General features: G+C 68.6%; 19 protein-coding genes. 7 read left to right on the forward strand and 12 right to left on the reverse strand.

What is annotated here, in order from left to right:
• Window position 1: 1 nt before the first annotated feature.
• Window positions 2-1558, reverse strand: coding sequence for an amidohydrolase (locus tag H4W27_RS09825; RefSeq protein ID WP_192595772.1), 1557 nt, complete (start codon window positions 1556-1558; stop codon window positions 2-4).
• A complete protein-coding gene (locus H4W27_RS09830) occupies window positions 1555-2238 on the reverse strand; it encodes an FMN-binding negative transcriptional regulator (protein WP_192595773.1) in 684 nt (227 codons plus the stop codon). The genes H4W27_RS09825 and H4W27_RS09830 overlap by 4 nt, the downstream gene beginning before the upstream one ends.
• Window positions 2239-2260: 22 nt before the next feature.
• Here H4W27_RS09830 and H4W27_RS09835 point away from each other — a divergent pair, with 22 nt between their 5' ends.
• A complete protein-coding gene (locus H4W27_RS09835) occupies window positions 2261-3766 on the forward strand; it encodes a M14 family zinc carboxypeptidase (protein ID WP_192595774.1) in 1506 nt (501 codons plus the stop codon).
• Here H4W27_RS09835 and H4W27_RS09840 read toward each other — a convergent pair.
• Window positions 3750-7457 (reverse strand): proline dehydrogenase family protein, encoded by a 3708-nt coding sequence (locus H4W27_RS09840; RefSeq protein ID WP_192595775.1) that lies wholly within the window; start codon window positions 7455-7457, stop codon window positions 3750-3752. The genes H4W27_RS09835 and H4W27_RS09840 overlap by 17 nt on opposite strands.
• 149 nt (window positions 7458-7606) lie before the next feature.
• Between H4W27_RS09840 and H4W27_RS09845 the strand changes: the two genes are divergently transcribed.
• Complete coding sequence (locus H4W27_RS09845) at window positions 7607-9082, forward strand: GntR family transcriptional regulator (protein ID WP_192595776.1); 1476 nt, start codon at window positions 7607-7609, stop codon at window positions 9080-9082.
• 22 nt (window positions 9083-9104) lie between these two features.
• Here H4W27_RS09845 and H4W27_RS09850 read toward each other — a convergent pair whose 3' ends face one another.
• From H4W27_RS09850 to H4W27_RS09875, 6 genes are all read right to left on the reverse strand, one after another.
• Window positions 9105-9659, reverse strand: a complete 555-nt coding sequence (locus tag H4W27_RS09850) for a dihydrofolate reductase family protein (RefSeq protein WP_192595777.1) — start codon at window positions 9657-9659, stop codon at window positions 9105-9107.
• Window positions 9660-9879: 220 nt separating this feature from the next.
• Complete coding sequence (locus H4W27_RS09855; protein ID WP_192595778.1) at window positions 9880-10671, reverse strand: ABC transporter ATP-binding protein; 792 nt, start codon at window positions 10669-10671, stop codon at window positions 9880-9882.
• Window positions 10672-10708: 37 nt separating this feature from the next.
• Window positions 10709-12373: an HNH endonuclease signature motif containing protein gene (locus H4W27_RS09860; protein ID WP_192595779.1), complete on the reverse strand. Its 1665-nt coding sequence runs from the start codon at window positions 12371-12373 to the stop codon at window positions 10709-10711.
• Window positions 12374-12582: 209 nt separating this feature from the next.
• Window positions 12583-13452, reverse strand: a complete 870-nt coding sequence (locus tag H4W27_RS09865; RefSeq protein ID WP_192595780.1) for a PhzF family phenazine biosynthesis protein — start codon at window positions 13450-13452, stop codon at window positions 12583-12585.
• Window positions 13453-13554: 102 nt separating this feature from the next.
• A complete protein-coding gene (locus H4W27_RS09870) occupies window positions 13555-16017 on the reverse strand; it encodes a heavy metal translocating P-type ATPase (RefSeq protein WP_343931505.1) in 2463 nt (820 codons plus the stop codon).
• Complete coding sequence (locus H4W27_RS09875) at window positions 16014-16232, reverse strand: heavy-metal-associated domain-containing protein (protein ID WP_192595781.1); 219 nt, start codon at window positions 16230-16232, stop codon at window positions 16014-16016. Before H4W27_RS09875 ends, H4W27_RS09870 begins: the two co-directional genes overlap by 4 nt.
• 150 nt (window positions 16233-16382) lie before the next feature.
• On the opposite strand from H4W27_RS09875, the gene H4W27_RS09880 reads away from it, so the two are divergent.
• The gene (locus tag H4W27_RS09880) at window positions 16383-16673 is read left to right on the forward strand and encodes a metal-sensitive transcriptional regulator (protein WP_192595782.1); all 291 of its coding nucleotides are present in this window, start codon (window positions 16383-16385) and stop codon (window positions 16671-16673) included.
• A gap of 55 nt (window positions 16674-16728) precedes the next feature.
• Window positions 16729-17715 (forward strand): DMT family transporter, encoded by a 987-nt coding sequence (locus tag H4W27_RS09885; RefSeq protein ID WP_192595783.1) that lies wholly within the window; start codon window positions 16729-16731, stop codon window positions 17713-17715.
• A gap of 40 nt (window positions 17716-17755) precedes the next feature.
• On the opposite strand, the gene H4W27_RS09890 is transcribed toward H4W27_RS09885, so the two are convergent.
• Window positions 17756-19177: a hypothetical protein gene (locus tag H4W27_RS09890; protein WP_225939075.1), complete on the reverse strand. Its 1422-nt coding sequence runs from the start codon at window positions 19175-19177 to the stop codon at window positions 17756-17758.
• Window positions 19178-19300: 123 nt separating this feature from the next.
• On the opposite strand from H4W27_RS09890, the gene H4W27_RS09895 reads away from it, so the two are divergent.
• The 3 genes from H4W27_RS09895 (at window position 19301) to H4W27_RS09905 (ending at window position 21603) form a co-directional block, all read left to right on the forward strand.
• Window positions 19301-20095 carry a methyltransferase domain-containing protein gene (locus H4W27_RS09895; RefSeq protein ID WP_192595785.1) on the forward strand — a complete coding sequence of 265 codons (795 nt, stop codon included), beginning with the start codon at window positions 19301-19303 and terminating at the stop codon, window positions 20093-20095.
• 31 nt (window positions 20096-20126) lie between these two features.
• On the forward strand, window positions 20127-21122 hold the full coding sequence (locus H4W27_RS13875) for a CPBP family intramembrane glutamic endopeptidase (RefSeq protein WP_192595786.1): 996 nt from the start codon (window positions 20127-20129) through the stop codon (window positions 21120-21122).
• Between the two features lie 151 nt (window positions 21123-21273).
• A complete protein-coding gene (locus H4W27_RS09905; protein ID WP_192595787.1) occupies window positions 21274-21603 on the forward strand; it encodes a winged helix-turn-helix domain-containing protein in 330 nt (109 codons plus the stop codon).
• Here the strand turns inward: H4W27_RS09905 and H4W27_RS09910 are convergent.
• Window positions 21585-23606, reverse strand: a complete 2022-nt coding sequence (locus tag H4W27_RS09910; protein WP_192595788.1) for a BCCT family transporter — start codon at window positions 23604-23606, stop codon at window positions 21585-21587. The two genes, H4W27_RS09905 and H4W27_RS09910, sit on opposite strands and share 19 nt — an antisense overlap.
• Window positions 23607-23738: 132 nt before the next feature.
• A complete protein-coding gene (trmB, locus tag H4W27_RS09915) occupies window positions 23739-24716 on the reverse strand; it encodes a tRNA (guanosine(46)-N7)-methyltransferase TrmB (RefSeq protein ID WP_318782276.1) in 978 nt (325 codons plus the stop codon).
• Between the last annotated feature and the right edge of the window lie 2 nt (window positions 24717-24718).

Genomic DNA, 24718 nt, shown 5'->3' on the forward strand with positions numbered 1-24718 from the left:
CTCAGCTGATGCCGTCGTAGGTCAGCCGGCCGCCGAGCAGCGTGGCGGCCACCCCCATCTCGCGGAGCCGCCCGCCCGCGGGGTCCCCCAGCGGATCACTGTCCACCACGACCAGGTCCGCGATGTCCCCGGGCCGGACGAGATGCCCAGCGCCTGCCGTGCCGCGTCCTGCCGCGCCGCCTGCTGTGCCGCCTCGCACCGCCGCCGCGAGCGCGGTGGCGGGATCCAGCCGCTGTTCGGGATGCCAGGCTCTTCGTCCGTCGCGGCTTCTGCTCACTGCCGCAGCCATGGCCACCCAGGGATCCAGCGGAGCCACCGGGGCGTCCGAGCCCAGCCGAAGCGGGACCCCCGCCCGGTTCAGCGCGTCCAGCGGGAAGGCACGCTCCGTGCGGCCGGCCCAGAAGGCATCGGCGACATCGCGGTCATCCATGGCATGCTCCGGCTGCACACTGGCGGTGAGCCCCAGCCGGGCGAAGCGCGGGATGTCCTCCCAGCGCAGCAGCTGCGCGTGCTCGATCACTCCGCGCATCCCCAGCGCCTCGAAGGCATCGAGCACCGCAGAGTTCGCGCGATCTCCGATGGCATGGATCGCGGCGGCGATCTCGGCGTCGCGGGCCTGCCGCATCACCTGCTGCAGCTCCTCGATCGGCACGGTCTGCATCCCGCAGCTGTGCGGGTGGCCCAGGTCCACGTCGGGATAGGGCTCCCAGCACCAGGCCGTGCGCGTGTTCAGCGAGCCGTCGGAGATGACCTTGAGCGGGCCCATGGTCACGAGTCCGCGCTCATCGAGGACGTCCCCGGTCTTCAGCCCCGCCGCGATCGCCGCCTGGAGCGAATCAGGCCAGACCGAGACCTCCACGCGCAGCGAATCGACTCCCGCGGCGGTGCGCAGCGGCCACTGGCCGATGTTGTCGGCGTTCTCGAACTCGACGATCCCCACCACCCCGCGCCGGGCGGCATCGGCCGCCGTCTGCGCGTAGATCTGCGTGGTCAGCGCGGCCGGGTCCTGGAGCTGATCCATCACCGCGAAGGACTCGCCCTCCCGGAGCAGCCCGCTGGAGTCGGTGCAGACTCCGAGCTTCCTCTGCAGCGCGGAGTTCAGCCAGATGCAGTGCAGATCACCGCTGATCAGTCCCACGGGAACGGAGCCGGTGGCCTCATCCAGGCTGCGCAGCGTGGGCAGGTCCGGCCACAGGCCGTCCCGGAACCCGTAGCCGACGACGCCGGAGCTCGCCGTCTGCCCCGAGGCCAGTGCGCCGCGGACCAGCTGGAGCACATCGGCCGCGCTGGCAGTGTCGGCCAGGTCCAGGCGCTGGCGCTGGATGACCCACTGGGTGAAGTGCACGTGGTGGTCCCACAGCCCGGGAATGAGGAACCGGCCCGCTGCGTCGAGGCTGTCGCCGGCGAGAGATCCTGGGGCGCCCGCAGCCGCCGGCCTCAGCGAGACCACACGAGACTCGGCGAGCTGGGCGTCCAGGAGCGTCTCTGTTCCGGGGAGCCGAACATTGCGCAGGGTGAGCGGCGTGCGCGGCGTGTCCTCGGGCCGCGACTGGTTCATGCAGAGTCCCCGAGCATCTCGGCGTTGACCCGCTCCATCCGGTCCGCGAGCGCCGGCTGGGCATAGGGGCCCGGGGAGCGCAGCTCCTCGATGATGTTGCGCACCGATCCGGGCGGCTTGTCCTGGTTCATCTTCTCCTTGGCCTCGATGCGGGTGACGCGCATCCGGAATCCGACGGTCCCGCGCACGATCCGCCGCGCATATTCACTGTTCTCCTGGGTGGCATCGAGCAGGTGCGGGTCCGGAAGCGGTCGTTCGAAGTGCTCCACCAGCCGGTGCAGCACTGCCAGGTTCTCCGCGTCCGAGAGGACTTCGGGGACGCCGTAGAGATGGGCCGTGGCGAAGTTCCAGGTCGGCACATTGGGCCGATATCCGTACCAGCTCGGGGAGATGTAGCCGTGCGGGCCCTGAATGATGGCCAGCAGCTCCTCCTCCCGACCTTCACCGGCTCGACCCAGCCCGAGCCTGGTCTCATCCGGCCTGCCCACATGGCTGAGCAGCACGAGCTCGTCGTCGTCGTCCTGACCCTGACCCTGGGCCTGCTCCTCGAGCAGCACCGGGTAGTGCGAGGCGATGAGCCCCTCCGGGGTGTGTGCCACGAAGATGCACCAGGGGTGCTGCCTGATGAGCTCCTTGATGCCCGCGAGGTCTTCCAGGGCGTAGTCAGGATTATGGCGCATCCCACTAGGATAGGGAGCTGCCGTGGCCGCCTCCAATTTGTCAGGACTGAAGCAGATGCACACCAGCGGACTCTCCGCCGCTCTGGCCCCGCTGCAGCGCGAGGAGATCCTGCGGCGGGCCAGGGGCCTTCCCGAGGTGCACCACTACCCCACCGTCGATCAGCTGAACCGGGCCTTCGCCGAACTGGAGGCCGAACATCCCGAGCTCATGAGCGTCCAGCAGATCGGACACTCGCGCGCCGGTGACCCGATCCTGCTCTACAGCATCCGCGGCGGGCCGACTGCGGCGCTGAACGGACTGCTGGCAGGAGGTGTGCATCCGAACGAGCCGATCGGTTCCTGGACCATGCTGTATCTGGCTCGGGAGCTGCTCAGCGATCCGGAGCTGCGCAGCAGACTCGGTGCCAGCTGGCACTTCCTGCCCTGCGCCGACCCCGATGCCATGCGGCTGAACGAGGGGTGGTTCCACGACCCGCAGGATCGCACCCGGTACTTCGAACACTTCTACCGGCCCGCGGGGCGGGAGCAGGTGGAGTGGACCTTTCCGTTCACCTACAAGTCAGCGCACTTCGACGCGATGCTGCCCGAGACGCGGGCGCTGCAGCGGGCCATCGACCGCGTCCGACCGGACCTCTACATGCCGCTGCACAATGCCGAGGCGGGCGGCGCCTACTACTACCTCTCCGAACCGATGGAGCCGCTGCATGAGCTCCTCGGCGAGCTGCCCCCGAGCCTGGGCGTGCCGCTGCATCGGGGGGAGCCTGAGGCCGCGCATTTCGAGGTGCTGGCCCCCGGGGTCTTCGCCATGGGCACCCTGGAGGAGGCCTATGACTGGACGGAGGCGCTGGGCCTGGATCCTTTCCCCGAAGGTTCGACCGGCGAATCCTCCACCGGCTACGCCCGGACCTTCGGCACGGTCTCGATGGTGGCAGAGATGCCGCTGTGGAAGCACCCCGGCGCCGATGACGTCAGTCTCACCCAGCACAGCTACGCGCGGCTGCTCGAAGAGCAGGCCCAGCAGCTCTCCAGCTCAGGAGCGCTGCTCATGGATCTGCTGGAGCGCTTCGACGCGCAGGGCGAGAAGTCTGCAGGATCAGCCCCGACCGAGCCGCCGCTGCTGCGCGCCAGTCGCGCCTTCCTGCCGCTGCTGGGCCAGGCCGCAGGGTCCCAGCGCGCCCGAGCCGCCGCTGCCGAGTCCCAGCGTGCGGCCACGGTGGCGGAGGCCCATGGCCTGCGCGGGATCCTGCATATGCTCCGGCTGCGCTTCGGCGGGATGTTCCTGCGCGCGCTGCGCCAGGCAGCCACAGCTGATGCGGATGACAGCGCCGGTGCGCAGCGCACGGTCGCCGGGCGCCTGGCCGCTGAGCTGGCACCGGAGCACGCCGACTGGCTGGCCCAGGCGCTGGCCGAGGAGACGGAGCTGGAGGCCATCCCGATCAAGGATGTCGCCGGCCTGCAGTACGGCGCGGTGCTGGCGCTCACGGCTCATGTGCTCCGCGAGCGCCAGCAGGTCAGTGGGTCTGCATGAGCTGACCCGCCAGCTGATGGAAGTCCCGGGCGGGATTGCCGAAGCGGTGCATCGTCATCGAGACCGCCTGCTCCTTGACCCAGTGACGCAGCTCCACCCGGCCCGAGGCCGTCACCTCGTCGGCGAGGAGCGCCACCTCAGGCCGCTGGGCGAGGCGCTGCTGCAGCTTCGCATCGAGCGTGCCGACCATGCGCACTCGCGCCCCGACACCGGTGTCATGGACGCCCTCCGCCAGCTCGGTGGAGAACTGGCGGGCGCTGGCCTCCTGCACGCGCAGGTTCATCGCTCGCCGGCCCAGCTCCACGGCCTTGGCCGTCTTCGCCGGAAGGCCGGGCTCTGTCGAGACCTCCACAGGAGCACCGGCCCGCAGCGCGGCGAGCAGAGTGCGCAGCACCTGTGCCGCGGAGGCGTCGACGCCCACGCGCAGCAGGACGTCCTCGCCCAGATAGCGGAAGATGTTCGCCTCGCTGTCCAGACCCGTGTGGTCCTTGGGCTGACCGAACTCCTCGGTCCACCAGCGCTGGTCATCGGCAGCAGCGGCGGCGAGCCATGCACGGTCCGCACCGGCGACGACCCCGGCGCTCACCGCTGAGTCGAGCAGCGATCGCACGCCGTCGTCCAGGGCGACCGCTGAGGCCTGCAGCTCCACGCCGACGGCGTCGTCCTCCCAGCGCCCGAAGAGCATCACGTAGTTGGGGCCCCCGGCCTTGGAGCCGAGGCCCACCGAGGACTGCTTCCAGCCGCCGAAGGACTGGCGCCGCACGATGGCTCCGGTGATCCCCCGGTTCACATAGGCGTTGCCCACCTGCACCCGGCCCAGCCACTCGCGGACCTCGGCGGGCTCCAGCGAGTGGATGCCCCCGGTGAGGCCGAAATCGACCTGGTTCTGCAGCGCGATCGCCTCATCCAGATCGGCGGCGTCCATCAGGCCCAGGACCGGACCGAAGACCTCGGTCAGGTGGAAGAAGGACCCTGGCTTCACCCCGTCCTTGATCCCCGGTGACCAGAGCAGTCCGGTGTCATCAAGCTGCTTCGGCTCCAGCAGCCAGGACTCCCCGGGCTCGAGCGTGGTCAGTGCGCGGGTCAGCTTCTCCGCGGGGTCCTCGGTCAGCGGCCCGACGGTGGCGGCCAGGTTGCTGGGCCAGTCCACGACCATGGAGGAGGCGGCGTCGACGAGCTGACGACGGAACCGCTCCGAGTCATAGACGCTGCCCACCAGGATCCCCAGCGAGGCGGCGGAGCATTTCTGGCCCGCGTGGCCGAAGGCCGAGGTCACCAGATCCGCCACTGCGAGGTCCCGGTCGGCAGAGGGCGTGATGATCAGCGCGTTCTTGCCGGAGGTCTCTGCGTTGATCTGAAGCTCCGGCTTCCAGGAGCGGAACATCGCCGCCGTCTCGGAGGCGCCGGTGAGGATCACCCGGTCGACTCCCGCGTGGGAGACCAGTCGCTGGCCGTCCTTCCCCTCGAAGGGATAGACCCCGTGCAGGACGTCTCGGGGGACGCCCGCATCCCAGAGCGCCTCGAGGATCGCCATGGAGCAGTGCGGAGTGTGATTGGAGGGCTTGTGGATCACGGCCGCGCCGGCGGCCAGGGCCGCGAAGGTTCCGCCCGCCGGGATGGCCAGCGGGAAGTTCCATGGCGGGGTGATCAGTACGAGCCGGTCGGGGATGAAGCGGGCATGGTCCACCTGTTCGATCTCCACAGCGCTGTGCGCGTAGTAGCGGGCGAAGTCGATGGCCTCGGAGATCTCCGGGTCGGTCTGCGCCACCGACTTGCCCACCTCTGCGGCGGCGATGGACACCAGGTGTCCGCGGCGCGAGGACAGGATGTCGGCCGCGCGGTAGAGGATGCGAGCACGTTCGACGGCGGGGCGTGCCGCCCACTGCTCACCGGCCGCGCGGGCCTGGTCCACGAGCTCGTCGATGCGGTCGCCGCTGATCTTCTCGGGCAGCGACTGCTTCTCGAGCCAGCCCGGCTGTCCCGCGCGCTCGATCGCCTGCGCGGCCCAGCGCTGGTTCGCCGGCAGGGCCGGGTCCGTGTCGGGCTCGTTGACGAAGGGCGGGAGGGCGGCGTCGTCGTCGTTCTTCAGCTGACCTGCACCCTTGAGCTCACCGGCGCCCTTGAGCTCACCGGCGCCGTGGCGCTCCTCCGCGCCGCGGTCCTGGGTGTGGGCAGGGCTGGGCGCGGTGTGGCCGCTGCTGGCCAGGATCTCTTCGAGCAGGGCCAGGGACTCGCGGAAACGCCGCGCCTCGCGCTCGAAGACCTCGCTGCCTCGGCCGGAGGAGTCCACCTCGAGCTCGAAGATGCCGGACATGAAGTTCTCGCTCGCGGCGTTCTCCTCCAGTCGGCGGACCAGATAGGAGATGGCGACGTCGAATTCGGCCGGGCGCACTGCGGGGACATAGAGCAACAGCTGCCCGACGTCGGCGCTGACCGCCTCTGCCTGCTCGGTGGCCATGCCCTGGAGCATCTCGAACTCGAGCCTCTCGGTGACCCCGCGCTGTGCGCCGAGCAGGTGGGCGAAGGCGATGTCGAAGAGGTTGTGCCCGGCCACGCCGAGGCGCACGCCGGCCATGTTCCCACTCGTCAGCAGCCAGTGCAGCACGAGCTTATAGTTCGCGTCGGTGGCCTCTTTGGACTCGCAGGTGACCTTCGGCCAGCCGGCGATCTCTCCGTGGACCTTCTCCATGGCGAGATTGGCACCCTTGACCAGGCGGATCTTGATCCCGGCTCCGCCTGCGGCGACCCGGTCATTGGCGAAGCGTGCCAGCTCCTGGGTGGCTCCGAGGGCGTCGGGGAGGTATGCCTGCAGCACGATGCCGGCCTCGTAGTGCTGCAGCTCGGGGCGCGAGAGCAGCTCTTTGAACACCGCGATGGTCAGGTTGAGATCGCGGTACTCCTCCATGTCCAGGTTGATGAACTTGGACCCGGCGGGGGCCTTTGCCGCCTCCTGGTACATCGGGATGAGTCGGGCGACCACGTAGTCCACGGTCTGCTCGAAGCCCCACATGGAGATCTGCGAAGCGATGGAGGAGACCTTGATGGAGACGTAGTCCACGTCCTCTCGGCGGAGCAGCTCCACCGTGTCCTGCAGATGCTTGTCCGCCTCCGCCTCGCCGAGCACGGCCTCGCCCAGGAGGTTGATGTTCAGACGGTGCCCGTCCTGCTTGATCGTGGCCACGGCCTTGCCGAAGGGCTTGTCGCGGGCGTCGACCACCATATGGCCCACCATGGAACGCATGCGCGCCCGAGCCGCCGGGACGACGACGTCGGGGAGGACCTTGGCCAGGGCGCTGCCGGCGCGGATCTGGGCCCGGTCAAGGGCGGAGAGCGTGTCCGGCGCCAGTTCGCCGAGTTCGGAGAGCGCCGAGGCCGCAGCCTTGGTGTCTTCGGTGCGGATCACTCGGTCGACGAACCCGACGGTGAAGTCCAGACCGTTGGGGTGAGAGAGCACCGCGGAGAGACGCTGCGCGGATTTGTCCGCTGCGGCGTGGTTCTTGCTGGGCTTGCTGGACGTGCTGGGCTTGCCGGGCTTGCTGGTCGTGCCGGACTTGCTGGACGTGGCGGCATCGTTCGACTCGTCCTGTGCGGAGCTGCCAGCCTCGCCGGGAGTGCGCTGCAGCCAGCGGGTGACCTTGGAGACCGCAGCCTCGGCAAGATCGGTCAGCTCGGTGGTGTTCAGAGTGGACATCGTGGCCTCAATTCACGCAATGCTGCGGCTGCAGCCGTCGGACAGCTCGATCTGCTGCTCCTCAGTGTGTGGCGCGCGGCACTCGGATGGCACGGCGCAGTCGTGTTCCGCGGTATCTTCTGAGTCAGAAATCAGCGATGATGAGAGCTATGGATTCAGTCGGCCGGGGTCGCCCGCGCATGCAGGAGCGGGCCGACGACATCGTGGCCAGCGTGCTGGCCACCGCGGGGGCACGGGTGAGCACGCCGGACTTCTCCTCCCGCCGGGTGGCCGAGCTGACCGGATTGAGCCAGACTCTGGTCAGCCGGGCCTTCCGGCGCATCCGCCGGGCGCAGGCCGACGGCGGAATGACTGGCGGAACGGCCGGCGGCCGATCCTGGGACAGCTCGAAGAGCCCCGGCCGTGCTGGGGGATCTGGCCTCCCTGGGGGATCTGACCGGGATGACCGGCCGCTCGTCCTGGTGGAGGTGCGGGTCAGCTTTCCGCAGATTCTGTTCCACTTCGACGCGGCTGACGAGGCCGGCGGCGCAGGTGATTCTCCGGCCCGCGGGAGGGTTGCGTTCGAGCGCCGGGCCACGGCACTGATGGCCGCGCTGCGGGTCTCCGAGGCGGCGCAGTGGCGCACCAGCGACGTGGTCGCGCCTTCCGCTGCAGCGAGGCCGCCCCACGGAACGAGTGCCCGCTGGGACCCGCGGAGCGAACAGCGCTGGGAGCATTTCCTGGATCATGCCGCGGCCCTTCTCTCCCGCTGCGAACCGGGAGGCGAGGCCATCCCGGGAGAGCTCCTCGATCTGCTCGCCAGACGGGCCGGCCGCGGCCTGCATGGGACCGAGTGGCAGAGGGCACCCCGGGACATCCCTGCAGAAATCGGCCGTCTTTCTGACTCACAGAAGCAGGCTCGATCTCCGCTGCTCGAGCCCGAGCGGTCCCCTCGCAATACCTGGTTCGCGCAGGTCGAGCTCTCGGTCACCGAACAGATCGCCATCGCCCTGCGCAAGGAGATCACGAACTCGGGATTCCGGGCCGGGGACCGCCTCTCCCCCGGTGCGCTGGCAGAACGACTGGGACTGGGCCGCGCGGTCGTGCGCACGGCTATGCACCGCCTCGTGGACGACGGACTCCTGGACCTGCGTGAAGGCAGCTTCCGCGTTCCCTCTGTGACCGGGGCTGACGTGGTGGACCTCTACGCCGCCCGCCTGCACCTGGGAATGGTGCTGCTCCGGGCATGCGCTGCCCAGCCGCGACACAGGATGCTGCCGGTCAGGCTGGCGCTCGGCGCGGTGGAGGCCGCCGCGACTCAGGGAACCAGGTCCGACGTCGGACTCGCCGACCTGCAGTTTCAGCAGGAGCTTGCCGAGGCTTCCGGGCTGAGCCAGTCTGCGCGGGGGTTCCATGCGCTGACCCTGCGCGTGCGCATGTTCATCGCGGTGCTGCAGCTGGACTACAGTCCGGCGGTGGAGCGGATCGTGAGTGATGACCGGCGGATGCTGGCGGCGGTGCTCGCCGGCGATGCCGAGGGGGCAGTCCTCGCGTGGCGGCTGAAACTGGACAATGCGGTGCGCCACATGTCCGCCCTCGCCCCTGAGTCATTCGATGCCGAGCTGTGGTCGCGGCTGAGCCGCTGAGGCGAGCCCGCCCGAGGCCAGGTCAGGGCAGCGTCGCATACCGCATCTGGACCATTCCGTTGGCAAAGCCTCGCTCCTCGAGCAGTCGCAGGTCCATTCTCCGCTCGGGCAGCATGCGCAGGCCTCCCCCAAGGACCACTGGACAGACCAGCTGGTGGATCTCGTCCACCAGTCCAGCTCGCAGGGCATGAGCCGCGAGAGTGGGTCCGTCCACCGTCAGATCCGCCGCGGTGGCGTCCTTGAGCCGCTGAATCTCTGCGGGAACGAATTCGCGTTCGATCCTGGTGCGCGATGTGTACGGTTGGTTCAGCGTGGTGGAGAAGACGACCTTATCCGCCGCCGACCAGATCTCGGCAAACTCCACCGACCGGGGCGAGTAGGGCAGGGACGCGTCCGTCTCCCAGACGCTCATGACCTCATACATTCGGCGTCCGTAGAGGAACGTCCCCACGCCCGTCATCTGTTGATTGATCACAGCGAGGACCTCTTCATCCGGCACGCCCCATTGGAAGTCACCCCGCTCATCGGTGACGTAGCCGTCCAGCGACACGATCATGGAAAAGATGAGCCTGCCCACAGCGACCTCCCTAGTGTGCCGCGCCAATGCTGAGGCCGGCGTCGGTGCCGGCATCGGTGTCGGCGCTCAGCAGTGTGGCACGCGGACGGCGGGAACAGAAGATGCCGTCGCCCGGGCTCGGCGGGGCGACGCCCGGGCTGGGCGCCGATCGCTGGGCGGCGCCCGGGCTGTGTCCCGGCGGCGTGTGGCATGCCAGCGAGACGAGGTGCCGAGCTTCGCCTCAGTGCACCGGCGCCCTGGGGATCATGAGCGGTTTGCCGGTCTCCGGGTCCTCGATGACACGGGAGTCCACGCCGAAGACGCTGCGGATGGTCTCCTCGGTGCCCACTTCTTCTGCAGTGCCCTCCGCCGCGATGCGACCGTCCTTCATGGCGACGATGTGCGAGGCGTAGCGAAGCACCTGGTTGATGTCGTGGAGAACGGCGACCAGGGTGCGGCCCTCCCGCTGGAGCCGTGCGCACAGCTCGAGGATCTCGATCTGGTGCGCGATGTCGAGGTACGTGGTCGGTTCGTCCAGAAGCAGCAGTGGAGTCTCCTGGGCCAACGCCATCGCGATCCAGGCGCGCTGCCGCTGCCCCCCTGAGAGTGCATCGACTTCGCGACTCGCGAGCTGAGTCATCGCGGTGTTCTCCAGTGCCGTGCGGACGGCGGCCTCGTCCTCGTTTCCCCAGCGCTTGAACATGTGCTGGTGCGGGTGTCGTCCGCGAGAGACCAGATCGAAGACGGTGATCCCGTCGGGAGCGATGGCCGACTGCGGCAGCAGCCCGACTGTCCGAGCAAGCTCCTTGGTGGGCATGTTGGAGATGGACTCACCATCGAGCAGCACCTGCCCGCCGGTGGGCTTGATGAGCCGAGCGAGACTGCGCAGGAGAGTGGACTTCCCGCACGCGTTGGGCCCCATGATGACGGTGAACGATCCGTCCGGGATGCTGATGGTGAGGTCCTCCAGGACCTGGCGCTCCTCGTAGCCCGAGGTCAGGCTTGCTGCGGAGAGGCGGTATTCGTCAGTCATCGGGTCCTTTGCGAAGTGGCGCTCTGCTGGAGCCAGCTTACGTGGTGCGCAAGGGGAGCCGGACTGCGGGAACGTCGAGGAATCCCGCGGTTTTGAGCCGGTGATGCTTCCGACACAGCGCCCAGAGGTTGGCACCCGTGGTCTGCCCATGTGGCCAGGGAATCTGGTGATCGATGTCGCAGTGCTCTGCGGCGACCATGCACCCCGGCGCCTGACAGGTGCCGTCCCGGAATTCGATGGCACGGCGCAGCAGCCGCGGCACGAATCTGCTCTGGTACACCCGCTCGAGGACTGGAACCGGTCCGTCCTCAGGGGGCGAACCCGTCACCGAAGGATCACCTCGCTGCGGGTGCCCATGCGGCGGGCCCAGGGCCGGCGGGGGCTCGCCCAGTGGCCGATAGTCGGGCGGTTCCTCGCCGGGCCGAGCTTCAGCCGGTGGCCACGCTCCGGGCCGACCATCCTTCGGCAGGTGTTCGCCCGACCCACCTGCATCCCGCAGCTCCAGGGGCGTCGAATGGTCAAATGCCTCCGGGACCTGGGTCCAGGTCAGCCGGTGGTGATCGGCCTGAACGATCCGTCGGATCATCTCGGCCGGATAGGCATGGCGGCGATTCCGGCTCACTGCTGGAGTCTCGGCCACGGCCGGAGTCCTCGTCGATCCCTCTCGAGGTTCGATGAGGCTTTCGGCGGAGATGAGCAGGCCGATATGACCGTTGATCGGGGTGTCCGAATCCACCTGGCCAATCAGCAGCCAATGTGAGAGCAGGTCCGCCTCGCGCTGTCCCTGCGTCCTGTCGTCACCGCCGGTGCGGCTCATCCCGCCAGGGTCCTTGTGCCGCGGGTCCGCGCCCTCCGTTCCAGCAGTCCGGGAGGCTCCTTGCTGCGATGCCGCCCACACCTTCGGCGAACTCTCGAGGTGCCGGGCGTCCGGCGAACCCTCGACGCTCCGGGCGTCCCAGGCAACTGACGATTCGCCACTGGGCAGCCCGAGCCAGTCGGTGTGCACATGGTTGGTGGCTGCGCCTCCGGTCCGGACCGACGGCGGTTCGACGCAGGGGTCATAGGGGACGGGCTGCTTGGGGCTTCGTGCCACTTCAACAAGTCGATTCTTGATCGCCTCGGCGGTCAAGGTGGGCAGCATCGCGTGCAGGATGCTGAGCCCGTCCTCCACATGTTCCAGCCAGACTCGGCGTTCCGCGTGGTTGCGGTGGCAGCGCTGGGCCTGCTGCTCCGGCTCGACTCTCGCGACGAATCGATTGAGCCAGGCGTTGAGCTGCGCGGGCCTGTGGCTCGTCGCGTAGACCTCGGCCTCGCGGTCCATGCGCTCCACGCTGGCGGGCGAGACCAGACGTTCAGCCGCCGAGACCACACGCAGAAGCGAGCGCACCGGAATATCACCCCGCCGGGTGCGGGCCCACACTGCGGGAAGGTTCTGGCGTGCGAACCGAGCCTGCTGGTACTGGCTGCAGACGTGTCCCTCGCCGGCGGTCAGCGCCTCCGCGGCGTTCATGATCGCTGCGGATTCAGCGGTGCCGCGGCCCTGGGCGGTGCTCATGAGGTGAGGGTCGACCACCTCGGCCTCACGCAGGAACGACTCCACATAATCGACGAGCATCCTCAGCTGCTCAGCCTGAACCCGATTGATCTCCCGCTGTGACTCCCAGAGCGGTTCGGTCATCGGATCGGTGCGTACGACCTGCATGATTCGAATATACATTCGAATGCGATGAACCACAAGGGTTCCTGACGTAGCGGTTTGATCCAGTTTGTTCCAGTTCAAAAGGTCGCCAGGAACTCTCTTCCAGGTCCCCGACGACGCAGCTGGGACACCCTCCCTGAGACGCAAGCTGGGGCGCCCTTCCCCGGTGCATGCACCGATGTCCCCGCCGTCGTTCGCTCTGCGGTCCTGCATCACTCCACGCGCGCTTCGGCCCCCACATCGATGCTGCCACTCACGGTCACGTGTGCCCGGCCGCCGACCCACAGCGCCTCACCGGTGCCCTCGACATGGACCCGTCCGCGGCGCTGCAGCACCGTGCCCTGGCTGGTCACGTAGGGGGGCGACATGCGGCCGGAGTACTCCAGCCACTGCGCCACGGAGGCACTGAGGCTGCCAGTCACGGGATCCTCGCGCAGCGCCCCGGTGTCATCCGGGAAGAAGGTGCGCACCTCCAGCGCCGTCGCGGAACCCTCGGGCTGCGGACCCACGACACCGAGGAACTGATACTCGGACTCTGGGATCTTGGTGATGTCCGGGGTCACGCCGAGCACGGTCTCGGCGCTGTCCAGGAGCACCGCCACCCAGCCGGGGCCGTTGTCCACCCACGCAGCGTCGACCACCTGTCCGGAGCTCAGGCCCAGCGCCTCGGTGAGCATCTCCCGCGCAGCCCGGGGGATGGGACCGGATCGCACCAGCCCCGGAGCGCCGAAGGAGAGGTACTCGGCGCCGATATGCACCGGCACCAGTCCCACACCACACTCCTGGACGACGACGTCGGCAGATCGCGGCTCATTGCCCAGGTCCAACCATGCGCGGGCCGATCCGAGGGTGGGATGCCCGGCGAAGGGCAGCTCCTTGTCCAGGGCGAAGATGCGGACTCGATAGTCCGCCTTGGGCGTGCTCGGCGGGAGCAGAAAGGTGCACTCGGACAGATTCGTCCAGCGCGAGATGGCGCGCATCTGCTCATCGGTCAGGCCTTGGGCCTCAGCGATCACTGCTACAGGGTTGCCGGCGAACGGTCCGTCACCGAAGACGTCGACCTGGCGAAAGGGTTTCAACATGAACTCATCTTAGGCAGGACCTGCAGCCAGAACCCGGTCAGATCCCGGCCAGACCCCCGCGAGACGCCTGCCAGACCCCCCTGAGATCTCGGGCAGAACCGCTTAGACGCCCTTGAAGCCGCGCAGTCGCAGACTGTTTCCCACCACGGAGAGCGAGGAGAAGACCATCGCCGCCCCGGCGAGCATCGGATTGAGCAGACCCAGCGCAGCCAGTGGTATCGCGGCGGTGTTGTAGCCGAAGGCCCAGAACAGGTTGGAGCGGATCACACGCAGCGTCCGGCGGGAGAGCGCGATCGAGTCCGCCACGCTGCGCAGATCACCGCGCAGGACCGTGATCCCTGCGGCATCGATCGCCGCATCCGTCCCGGTCCCCATCGCGATTCCCAGGTCGGCCTGGGCCAGCGCGGCGGCGTCGTTGACACCGTCACCCACCATCGCGACCTTCCGGCCCTGCTCCTGCAGACGAGCGACGGCGGCCACCTTGTCCTGCGGCAGCGCTTCTGCGATGAACTCCTCGATGCCCACCTCAGCGGCCACTCGACGGGCGGCCCCCGCGTTGTCACCGGTCAGCAGGACCGTGCTCAGGCCCATGGCGGCGAACCGTGCGACCGCCTCCGCAGAGGTGTCCTTGACCGCGTCGGAGATGATCAGCACCCCGGCGAAGACTCCCTCCTGCGCTACCAGCACCGGCGTGGCGCCGCGGGACTCTGCCTCCGCGAGCATCTCCTCCACCTCACCGGGCACGGCGATCCCGCGCTGACGCAACAGTTCACGGCGCCCCACGAGAGCCTCCCGGCCGGCCACCGTGCCGGAGATGCCGAAACCCTGATGACTCTGAAAGTCCTGGACCTCGGGCAGGGCCCCCGAGGTGGAGCCCAGAGACTCCCGCGCGGCATTGGTCACTGCGCGGCCGATGGGATGCTCGGAGGCTGACTCCAGAGCCCCGGCCAGCCGGAGCAGCTCGACGTCGCCCCCGGCCTCCGCGCCAGCTCCGGCCCCAGCGCCAGCTCCGACCCCGGCATCGCCCCACGTGCGGGCCGAATGCATCGCCACCAGCTCCATGGCCCCCGTGGTGACGGTTCCCGTCTTGTCCAGGACCACCGTGTCGATCCCCCGCGCGGTCTCGAGCACCTCGGGACCGCGGATCAGGATTCCCAGCTGGGCGCCGCGGCCGGTGCCGACCAGCAGTGCGGTGGGAGTGGCCAGGCCCAGCGCGCAGGGACAGGCGATGATCAGCACCGCCACCGAGGCGGTGAACGCAAACTCCGCCGAGGGCCCGACCAGCAGCCAGACGCCCAGCGTGATCAGCGCGATCCCCAGCACGATGGGCACGAAGATCCCGGAGACCCGATCAGCCAGGCGCTGGACCTGAGCCTTTCCCGACTGGGCCTGTTCCACCAGCGCGGCCATCTGGGCGAGCTGGGTCTCCGAGCCGACGCGGGTGGCACGGACCCGGAGGCGTCCCGAGGTGTTCACCGTGGCTCCGGTGACGCTGTCACCCTCAGCGACGTCCACGGGCACCGACTCACCGGTGAGCATGGACATGTCCACTGCAGAGGCCCCGGCGGTGACGGTGCCGTCGGTGGCGATCTTCTCCCCCGGCCGGACGATGAACTCGTCCCCGACGGTGAGCTCGCTGACGGGGATGCGAACCTCGGCACCCTCGCGCAGGACCGCCACCTCCTTGGCCCCCATGTTCAGCAGCGAGCGCAGGGCTTGGCCGGCGCGGGATTTTGACCGCTTCTCGAAATAGCGGCCGAGCAGCAGGAAGACGGTGACGGCCGTCGCCACTTCGAAGTAGATGTTCGCCGCTCCCCCGGCATGCGCGGCGTCGGAGAGCCATGGCGGCTCCGCGAAGAACACGAACTCGTGGCGCAGCTGCGGATCCCCTGCCTGCCCGAAGACCATGGCATAGACGGACCAGAGCAGCGCCGCGAGCGTGCCCAGCGAGATGAGCGTGTCCATGGTCGCGGAGCCGGCCCGGGCGTTGAGCGCAGCTGCGCGGTGGAAGGGCCACCCGGCCCAGAGCACCACGGGAAGGCTCAGCGCCAGGGAGACCCAGTTCCACCAGGGGAACTGAAGGGCAGGCACCATGGCCAGCAGGGCGACGGGGACGGCGAGCGCGGCAGAGACCAGCAGCCGACGACGCAGCCTGGCCAGCTCTCGCTCCCCGGCGCCCGCGCCTGAGGAGTCCTCGCTGGGCGGAGCGGGCTCCTGTGCGCTGTAGCCGGACTTCTCCACGGCCGCGATGAGCTCCGCGACGGTGGCATCGCGGTCGAGCCGGGTCGCCCCGCCTGCGCCCGTGCCTGTGATTGGGCCTGTGCCTGTGCTCGGGCTCGCGCCGGCGCCGGCCCCTGTGCCCGCGTTGGCCCCGGCGCCTGCGTGAACTGTGGCCTTCTCCGTGGCGTAGTTGACGCTGGCCGTCACACCTTCAAGCTTGTTGAGTCGACGCTCGACCCGCTGCGCGCAGGCGGCACAGGTCATTCCACCGATCTCGAGCTCGATGCGCTCCGCCGCGGCGTCCGTCACGGCGCCCGTCGCGGCGTCGGTCGCGGCGCGGCTCACGGCTGCCTCGTCGCGTCATAGCCGGCCTCGTCCACGGCGGCGAGCACCTGCGCGTCGGCGAGCGCCGGTTCGGTGACCGTGAGCTCCAACAGTCCAGTGGAGGCGCTCACCTCGAGGGACGCGACTCCGGTCAGCTGTTCGACCTCTTCGCGCACGGCACTCTCGCAGTGGCTGCAGGACATGCCGGTGACGGCGTATCGGCGGGTCTCGACCATGGTGAGCTCCTCTGTGGACGATGGGGATGTCGGTGATCCAAGAACAGTCACCAATATACCCCCTTAGGGTATATTTGTGCACGACGGACCATATAGTGATGGCCTGAAGTGATGGCGTGAAGAAGTGGCGTGGCCACAGGAGGAGGATCCATGGAAGCCCAGCACGGGTACATGACCGAGAAGGACAAGTACCTCAGCAGGCTGCGCCGGATCGAAGGTCAGGCCCGCGGCCTCCACCGCATGGTGGATGAGGACACCTACTGCATCGACATCCTCACCCAGATCAGCGCGACGACTGCCGCCCTGGAGAATGTGGCCATGGCCCTGCTCGAGGATCACCTGCGACACTGCGTGGCCGACGCGGTCACCGCTGGCGGGGAGGAGGCCGAGGAGAAGATCCAGGAGGCCACCGCCGCCATCCGCCGACTCGTGAAGTCCTAGCCGCTCCATGGCAGCCTCGGCACAGATGGTCCCAGGCAGAAGGACGCCGGGCAGGATGACCCCAGCCCGTGGCGTGGTCCTGATGGTGCTGGGCACCCTGGCAATGGCCTCCTCGGCGGCGATGATCTCCGCCATCGACGGCGAGCCGCTCAGCGTCGCGGCCTGGCGCTGTCTGCTCGCCGTGCCGATGCTGCTCCCGATGGCGGCCTGGGAGCTGCTGCGCCGCACCGGGCAGGCGGGACCATCGCGTCGCATGCTGATGGGCGCGCTGATCGCCGGCGTCGCCCTGGGCGTGGACTACAGCTTCTACAACACCTCGATCGCCATGATCGGACCAGGCATCGCCACCGTGCTGATCAATGTGCAGATCGTGATCCTGCCGCTGCTCGCCTGGATGCTGGAAGGCGTCCGTCCCATGCGACAGCTCGCCCTCATCATCCCCCTGATGTTGGCCGGGGTGGCCCTCACCGCCGGAGCGATGGACCTGGAGAATCTCCAGCTGGCCGGCGTGCTGGCAGGCCTTGCCGCGGGCACGGGGTATGCCCTCTACCTCGCCATCATTCGACGCTCCGCCCAGGAGAGTCGGGACAGCCGGGACCGCAGGGGCGCAGGACGGGAGCACCGGTCCGCACCCTTCACGGTGCTGAGCCTGGTCTGCCTCTCGGCAGGCGCGACGACGGCGCTGACCGCCACCGGACTCGGCCGGCTCCAGGTGCCCGAAGGGCTCGAGGGCTGGGGGGCGATGCTCGCGCTGGCCTTCGTCGGCCAGGTGCTGACCTACCTGTGCTTCAACATCGCAATGACCAGCATCTCCGAGACCGCCTCCAGCACGTTGATGCTGCTCTCCGCTGTCTTCGCAGTGGCACTGGCCGCAGTGATCTTCGCCGACATCCCCAGCGCCTGGCAGCTGCTGGGCTGCGCGATGATCATCGGTGGCGCCTGGTGGACCGCGGCGGCGGCACGAAGAAGGGCCGGACGCGTGATCGCTCCGACCCTTCCCGCAGGCGACTCCGCGAAGAGCACCCTGGACCCACAGCGCTGAGCGCGCTCCGCCCAGCCGAGACGCCGGTCAGCACGACCGATCAGTCGTGATCGTGGCCCTCGTGGTCGTCCTCCTCAGCGGCCTCGTTCTCGGCGTGCTCGTCCTCGTGCTCGTCCTCGTGCTCGCCCTCTGCGTGCTCACCCTCGTGGTCCTCCGCACCCTCGGCGGCGCGGCCGTCCACAGCGGCGATCTCGTTGGGCGTGAAGTCCAGCTCGGCGGTGTTGATGATCTCCATCGAGGTCAGATCCACCATGTGCAGCGTCTGCGCGTCGGGCTCAGTGATGTAGGCGATGTCGTCCAGCACACGGATGGCCGGGCGCGGCTCCTGCCACTCCTCGGGCTCGGTCCACTCGTCCATGACCTCCAGCTGGTCGGTCTGCTCGCCGGTTTCCGGATCGATCACATGCAGCTGTCCATCCTCGGCAAGCACCAACGCCTCACCCTCAGGGCCGCGGGCCAGCGAGCGGAAGTTGTACGCAGCGCCGACGTCGACCACTGAGACCTCCTCGCTCGCCGCATCGACGAGCGCCACCTGGGTCATCGGCTCCTCACCGTCGGCGTCGAGGTTGTAGTCACCGAGGAAGACGGTGGAGTCCTCAGCCGGGAAGAGGTTCCCGGTGCGCGCATAGTCCTCGCCGGAGTCGATCTTGGAGAACTCGGCACCGTCCCAGAGAAGCACCCCGTCCTCACATCCGACGGCGATGATCCCCTCGGGTCCGGCGGCCTCCCCGTGGACACCAGGGCAGTCCTCGCTGCGGGCGATCTCCTCACCCTCGGCGTCGAGCACGCGGGCGCCGCTGCGCTCGTCCTCATCACCCAGGGTCTCGAAGCGCCCGCCGTCGGCGAAGACCGCGGCCACACCGTGATGAGCCTCCTCGGTCGAGGTCACGTCCGTCTCGAGCTCGGACTCGATGTCCAGCTCGGCGAGGTCGTAGCTGTGGATATCGCCGCTGCCGTCGAAGAACAGGGTGCCGATCCCGTCGTGGGAGACCACGTGCCCGGGCTCCGGTCCGTCCACTGTGACATCACTGAGCTGGGGGTCGGTGGTGTAGAAGTGATCGTGATCGCCGTGGGGCTCGGCCCAGGTGCCGCCGTCGATCAGCCGGAAGCTCTCGCCCTCGGTGAGGAAGAAGTGCCGACCGTCGCCGGCCGCATTGACCCGGACGAACCCTTCGGCCTCCTGATCGCTGAGCACCTCGAGAGTGGCGCCGTCGAGCACAGCCACCCCGCCGTCATAGGTCACCGCGACTCGTGGACTGGGCCCCCCGGCCTCGTGGGTCTCGCGGTCTGAAGGTTCGACCGCGGCGGAGGAGTCGGCGGCGGCCGTGGAGTCGGCGGCCGTCGGGGCGGCGGACTCCGGCGAACCCTCCGCGTCGGCGCCGGAGGCGTCGTCGGCGCAGGAGGAGAGCGCCAGAGCCGAGACCATGACGATCGAGGACAGTGTGAGTGATCTAGTGTTCATGCGAACCATTCTCATCTGAATCAGCAGGCAATTGCAAATCGTTCGCATTAGTGTTGACTCATCCGAGTGTCGGATTGTGTCGCTCACCGGGCGATCGTCTCCGACCCCGCTTAGACTCGACGAATGCCCAGCACCCAGTGGAACCCGGGGGCGTATCTGACCTATGCCTCCGAACGGACCCAGCCCTTCATCGACCTGCTCCAGCGTGTGCGCGCGCCCCGAGCCGCCAGGATCGTGGACCTCGGCTGCGGCCCGGGCAACGGCATGCCGGTGCTGCGCGGCATGTGGCCCACGGCGCAGATCACCGGGATCGACTCCTCCGAAGAGATGCTCGAGCGGGCCCGCGAGGCCACCGACGACGATCGGATCTCCTACACCCGTGCCGATATCCGCGATCTTCACCTGCAGGAGCCCGCAGATCTGATCGTGTCCAATGCGGCGCTGCAGTGGATTCCGGAGCACCGCGAGCTGCTTCCCTCGATCATGGACAATGTGGCGGAGGGCGGCATGCTGGCCGTGCAGGTGCCCGGCAACTTCAACGCCCCGAGCCACCAGCTGCTTGCCGAATTCGCCGCCAAGAGGCCCTACGCCGAGCACATCGACCCGGTCGCGCTGCTGAAGCCCACGGCAGAGCTGACGGACTACATGCTCGACGTCTCCCAGACCGGCTGGGAGGTCGAGGCCTGGGAGACCCGCTATCACCATGTGCTCCACGGCGAGGACCCGGTCTTCGACTGGATCTCGGCCGCAGCGGCACGGCCGGTGCTCCAGGCGCTCCCCGGAGAGGTCCGCGAGCAGTTCAGCGCGGAGTACAAGGCCGCGCTGCGCGAGGCCTACCCGCAGACACGCATCGGAACCATCCTGCCGTTCCGTCGCATGTTCTTCATCGCCCGACGCCAGGACGCCCAGCGAGGCTGACCCGTCCAGCCGGAGCCGATAGGGTCGTCGCGTGACTGCTCCCATCGACACCCTGGCGACGACGCCGCGCACCCCCCTGGTCATTCTCAGCACCTTCGTGCTGCTCGCCCTGACCCTGGGCTGGCTGGTCGGGCTGCCCCTGGTCCTGATGAGCCCCGAGGAGCGCAGCGCGGCGCCGAGCGAGGTCTACCTCAACCTGTTCATGCTCACCCCGGCGATCGCCGCTGTGCTGGCCCATGTCCTGGAACGCCGCCAGCCGCTGAGCACGCTCTACGGCCACCATGCCCCGAGCCAGGAACCCTCCGGTCGCCTGCTCAAGACGCAGAGCATCACCGATGCTCTGGGGATCACGCCGCTGCGGCCCGTGGGCAGACTGCTGGCCTGGAGCATTCTTGCGCTTCTGCTCTTCTTCGGGTTCAGCCTGGCCGCGCTGCCGCTGGGCGGGGCGCTGGGAGCATACCCCCTGGACCTCTCGATGCCGATCTTCGTGCAGGACCTGAGCACCCGGCTCGGCCGGGACGCCACCGAGTTCATCGCCACAGGCCTCATGGTGGAGGTGGGCTGGATATTCTCCGGCGCCGTGCTCGGGGTCTTCCTCCACGCCGGCATGGAGATGGGATGGCGGGGCTACCTCTTCCCGCGGCTGCAGCTGCGCTGGGGGCCGCGCGCCGCCGTCGTGCTGACCGGAGTGATCTCCGGGCTCTGGTACGCGCCGCTGCTGGCGGCCGGCTTCTTCTACGGCCAGACGCCGGTGTTCGTCTCACTGGCGCTGATGCTCGGCTTCTCGATCATCATCGGCGGGGTGCTGGCCTGGCTGCGCATGCGGTCGGGCTCCATCTGGCCCGCCGCCTTCGCCCAGTCCATGATCTCTGCAGCGGCCATTCTGCACTTCTGGTTCGCCTCGGCCGGTGCGCCCGTCGACTTCCGGGTGGCGACGCTGCAGGGCGTCTCGGGCTGGATCCTGCCGGGGATGCTGCTGCTCGGCCTGCTGGTCTTCGCCCGCCGGGCCTACGGGCCGAATCGCTGAGACCGCAGCCCGCCTGAGCCCTCGCACGAGCCGAGCGGCGCAGGACATCTCCGCTTTACACCCAGGACAACACCGAGAAACGCCCGAGCCATAGCCTGAGCCCAGGCAGCCCATGACATGCCTGAAGGCCCCGGCATGGTGAGGAGCGGTGATGGCGATTCCAGCGCGGCAGACGCCTGAAGAGGATCAGGCCCTGCGACTGCACACCCGCCACGGAGACATCCGGGTCGCCGGAGACACCCTGCACCTGCCCCATCCGGGCGCCTCCGCGGTGCAGCTCGCCCCCGGACCGCTGGCGCTGATGCGCGCACTGATGAAGGCTCAGGGAGCCGTTCTCTCCAGGGAGCACCTGTTGGCAGTGCTTCCGCACTGCGGCTCAGAGCACGCCCTGGAGATGTGGGTCTCACGGCTGCGCCACTCGCTGCCCGACCCGGGGATGGTCAAGACCGTGGTCAAGCGCGGCTACCGACTGGTGGTCTGACCCTCCGGGTCCGGTTCGGCGGCGGGGGAATCGGAGGCGGCCGGGGAATCAGGAACATCACCGGTCACCACGGTCCCGATCTCACCGGTCTCCGGGTCCCAGCCGTCGGCCCATTCCCCGGTGGCGAAGTCATAGCCCACGGGTGCGCCGTGCTCGTCCGTTCGCTGGTACCAGGATGTGTAGTCACCATGCTCGGAGTCCACCTGGGCGCCGGCGCCCTCACCCGGATCGGTGGGAACGACCTCCAGCGCGAAGTCATCGCCGTAGCGGTGCACGCCGTCGAGCACGGCGTTGCTGACGGCGAGATCGGCGTACTTCTCCCGCAGCGCATGCGGGTCCGTGGCGAGCTCTCGGGACCAGGCGATCATGATGAGGATCAGGACCACCGCGAACGGCAGTGCCGTGACGATCACCAGTGACTGCAGGCCCTGCAGCGCGGTGCCCTCGCCGAGCAGCAGCATGACCGTGGCCACGCCGGCCATGACCAGGCCCCAGAAGACCACGACGAGCTTGTTCGGGTCCTGATCGCCGCGGGTGGTGAGGATCCCCATCACCACTGAGGCGGAGTCTGCCGAGGTGATGAAGAAGATCGCGAGGATCACGACGACGACGATCGGCAGCCACTGCAGGAAGGGAAGCGCGTCGATCACCGCGAAGAGCACCTCAGGGGCGCTCAGGTCCGGGCTGACGCCGCCCTGGCCCTCCCGGGAGAGCCACATGGAGGTTCCGCCCATGACCCCGTAGGCCACGAAGAGCAGCGAGGAGGGCACGAGGATCACGCCCAGGATGAACTGCCGGATGGTCCGGCCGCGGGAGACCCGTGCGATGAAGATGCCGACGAAGGGAGACCAGGAGATCCACCAGGCCCAGTAGTAGACGGTCCACGCCGACTGGAAGTCCAGGGTCTCCTGGCCCCAGGAGGCCGAGCGACCCATCATCTGGAACATGGTCCCCAGGTATTCCATGAACGCCGAGGGCAGCAGGTTCAGCAGGAACAGCGTGGGTCCGGCGATGAAGAACAGGGTGATGACGCCGACGGTCAGCACGATGTTGATGCTCGAGAGATAGCGGATGCCGCGGGAGATCCCGGAGACGGCGGAGACCACGAAGCATGCGCTGAGCACGGCGATGATGACGACCATCATCGTGTTGGTGAGCTCCGAGGCGCCGGAGACGATCACCACGCCCTGCCCGATCTGCATCACGGCGATGCCCAGCGCCGCGGCGGTGCCGAAGAGGGTGGCGACGATCGCGAACATGTCGATCATCTTTCCGGCGAAGCCCTCGGAGTGCTTCTTGCCGAAGAGCTTCTCGAAGATGGCCGACATCAGCGGGACGCGACCGCGGCGATAGGCGGCGTAGGCCACGGCGCCGCCCACCAGGGCGTAGATGCCCCAGGCATGCAGTCCCCAGTGGAAATAGGTCTGCGCCATCGCGCTGTGCAGCGCCTGGTTCGACCCCGGCTCGTGATCCAGCGGGGCGGGAACGTTGTGGAAGTATGCCAGCGGTTCGGCGGGGCCCCAGAAGAGGACGCCGATGCCGATGCCCGCGGCGAAGAGCATCGCGATCCAGGCGAAGGTCGAGTACTCCGGCTGCTCCCCGTCCTTGCCCAGCGGAATCCTGCCGTAGCGGGTGGCGGCCAGGATGAGCAGGAAGACCAGGACGACGACGGCCAGCGCGTTGAAGAGCCAGCCGGCGTGGACCATGGTCCAGTCATAGGCGACGCCGGCCACCTCTGAGACGCCGGCCGGGTCGGCCACGCCCCAGATGACGAAGGCCACCGTGAGCACACCGGTGACCGCGAAGATGAACCAGTCGATGCTGTAACGCCGGCGCTGTTCGTCGATGCCGATGCCCGGCACGAGCGCCGGGTGGGTGTCGTGCGGGTAGCTGGCGCGGGAGATCGGGTTCAGCTGGCCCAGGGCGTGCCCCGCTCGACGGGAGACGCGCCGCGTCTCTTCCCCGATTCGCTGACTCCGCTTGGGTGGCTGCTCTTCGGACATGGGTGATGTACCTCGATCTCTTGGTGGTGCGGATCAGGTGGATGCGCAGTTCTGTACAGGTGCGAGTGTCAGTCAGGTGCGATGCTCAGTCGGGCGCGCGTGCATGTCAGGCGTGCATGTCAGGCGTGCATGTCAGTCGGGCGTGTCCTGCCTCCTGATGTAGGTGAGGTCGAAGATCCTGCGGCCCACCGCCAGCGCCTTGGACTCGAAGTCGGTCTGGGCACGGCCGCTGAACCGAGGAGCCCAGCCGCCGTCGTCGTCGCGGGCCTGCTCCAGCGGCAGCGGCGCAGGATCCCTGCCCATGGACTTCGCGTCCAGATCGTACAGGCGCACCTCGGTGAGCGGCGACTCCTCACCGGAGCGTTCTCCCGCGTGCGGATTGCTGAACTGCTCCGAGGCGCTGAGGACCTCGCGCATCTGCACCGCGTAGCCTGACCAGTCAGTGGCGAGCCGGAAGACGCCGCCCTCGGGCAGCACCCGGGCGACCTTGGTGAGGAACCCCGCATCGATCAGACGCCGCTTATTGTGCTTCTTCTTGTGCCACGGGTCAGGGAAGAAGATCCAGACCTCCGAGACCTGTCCGGGGGCGAAGAGCTGGTCCAGCACCTCGGGCGCGTTGGCCACCGCCACCCGGACGTTGCGGAGGCCCTCGCGGCGGACGCGGCTCGCCAGCTGGGCCGCGCCGGGACGGTAGACCTCGATGGCGAGGAAATCGGTCTCCGGGTGGTTCGCGGCCGCCTGTGCGACTGCTTCACCGGAGCCGGAGCCGATCTCCACGATGATCGGCGCGGTGCGACCGAACTCGGCGGGCCAGTCGATGCTGAAGTCCTCAGCCACCGAGGTGTCGCGCTCACCGTGCGGAATGTCCAGCAGCTCCTGGCCCAGGGCCGCGTCCCAGGTCCGCTGATAGCTGGGCTTGAGCCGGTTGCTGCGGCGCACGAAGGACAGCGGGCGGCGCATCGGACGGCTGCGCTCGAAGTGCTCAGGCGCGGCTCCAGGTCCGGAGGCGTCCGGGTCGGAGGTGTCGGTGGGGTCGGGCGGGGAGGTTTCAGGCGTGGAGGATTCGGGCGTAGAGGCGTCGGGCTGGGAAGAGTCGGGCTGGGAAGTCACCG

Origin of the sequence: Nesterenkonia lutea (genome assembly GCF_014873955.1) — a bacterium.
Taxonomy (GTDB): Bacteria; Actinomycetota; Actinomycetes; order Actinomycetales; family Micrococcaceae; genus Nesterenkonia; species Nesterenkonia lutea.

Coding starts and splice junctions, on each gene's coding strand:
- H4W27_RS09840 (WP_192595775.1), bottom strand. CDS start 7,457: ATGTCCACTCTGAACACCACCGAGCTGACCGATCTTGCCGAGGCTGCG.
- H4W27_RS09860 (WP_192595779.1), bottom strand. CDS start 12,373: ATGCAGGTCGTACGCACCGATCCGATGACCGAACCGCTCTGGGAGTCA.
- H4W27_RS09875 (WP_192595781.1), bottom strand. CDS start 16,232: ATGGTCGAGACCCGCCGATACGCCGTCACCGGCATGTCCTGCAGCCAC.
- H4W27_RS09825 (WP_192595772.1), bottom strand. CDS start 1,558: ATGAACCAGTCGCGGCCCGAGGACACGCCGCGCACGCCGCTCACCCTG.
- H4W27_RS09845 (WP_192595776.1), top strand. CDS start 7,607: ATGGATTCAGTCGGCCGGGGTCGCCCGCGCATGCAGGAGCGGGCCGAC.
- H4W27_RS09890 (WP_225939075.1), bottom strand. CDS start 19,177: ATGAACACTAGATCACTCACACTGTCCTCGATCGTCATGGTCTCGGCT.
- H4W27_RS09855 (WP_192595778.1), bottom strand. CDS start 10,671: ATGACTGACGAATACCGCCTCTCCGCAGCAAGCCTGACCTCGGGCTAC.
- H4W27_RS09905 (WP_192595787.1), top strand. CDS start 21,274: ATGGCGATTCCAGCGCGGCAGACGCCTGAAGAGGATCAGGCCCTGCGA.
- H4W27_RS09865 (WP_192595780.1), bottom strand. CDS start 13,452: ATGTTGAAACCCTTTCGCCAGGTCGACGTCTTCGGTGACGGACCGTTC.
- H4W27_RS09880 (WP_192595782.1), top strand. CDS start 16,383: ATGGAAGCCCAGCACGGGTACATGACCGAGAAGGACAAGTACCTCAGC.
- H4W27_RS09830 (WP_192595773.1), bottom strand. CDS start 2,238: ATGCGCCATAATCCTGACTACGCCCTGGAAGACCTCGCGGGCATCAAG.
- H4W27_RS09885 (WP_192595783.1), top strand. CDS start 16,729: ATGACCCCAGCCCGTGGCGTGGTCCTGATGGTGCTGGGCACCCTGGCA.
- H4W27_RS09910 (WP_192595788.1), bottom strand. CDS start 23,606: ATGTCCGAAGAGCAGCCACCCAAGCGGAGTCAGCGAATCGGGGAAGAG.
- H4W27_RS09895 (WP_192595785.1), top strand. CDS start 19,301: ATGCCCAGCACCCAGTGGAACCCGGGGGCGTATCTGACCTATGCCTCC.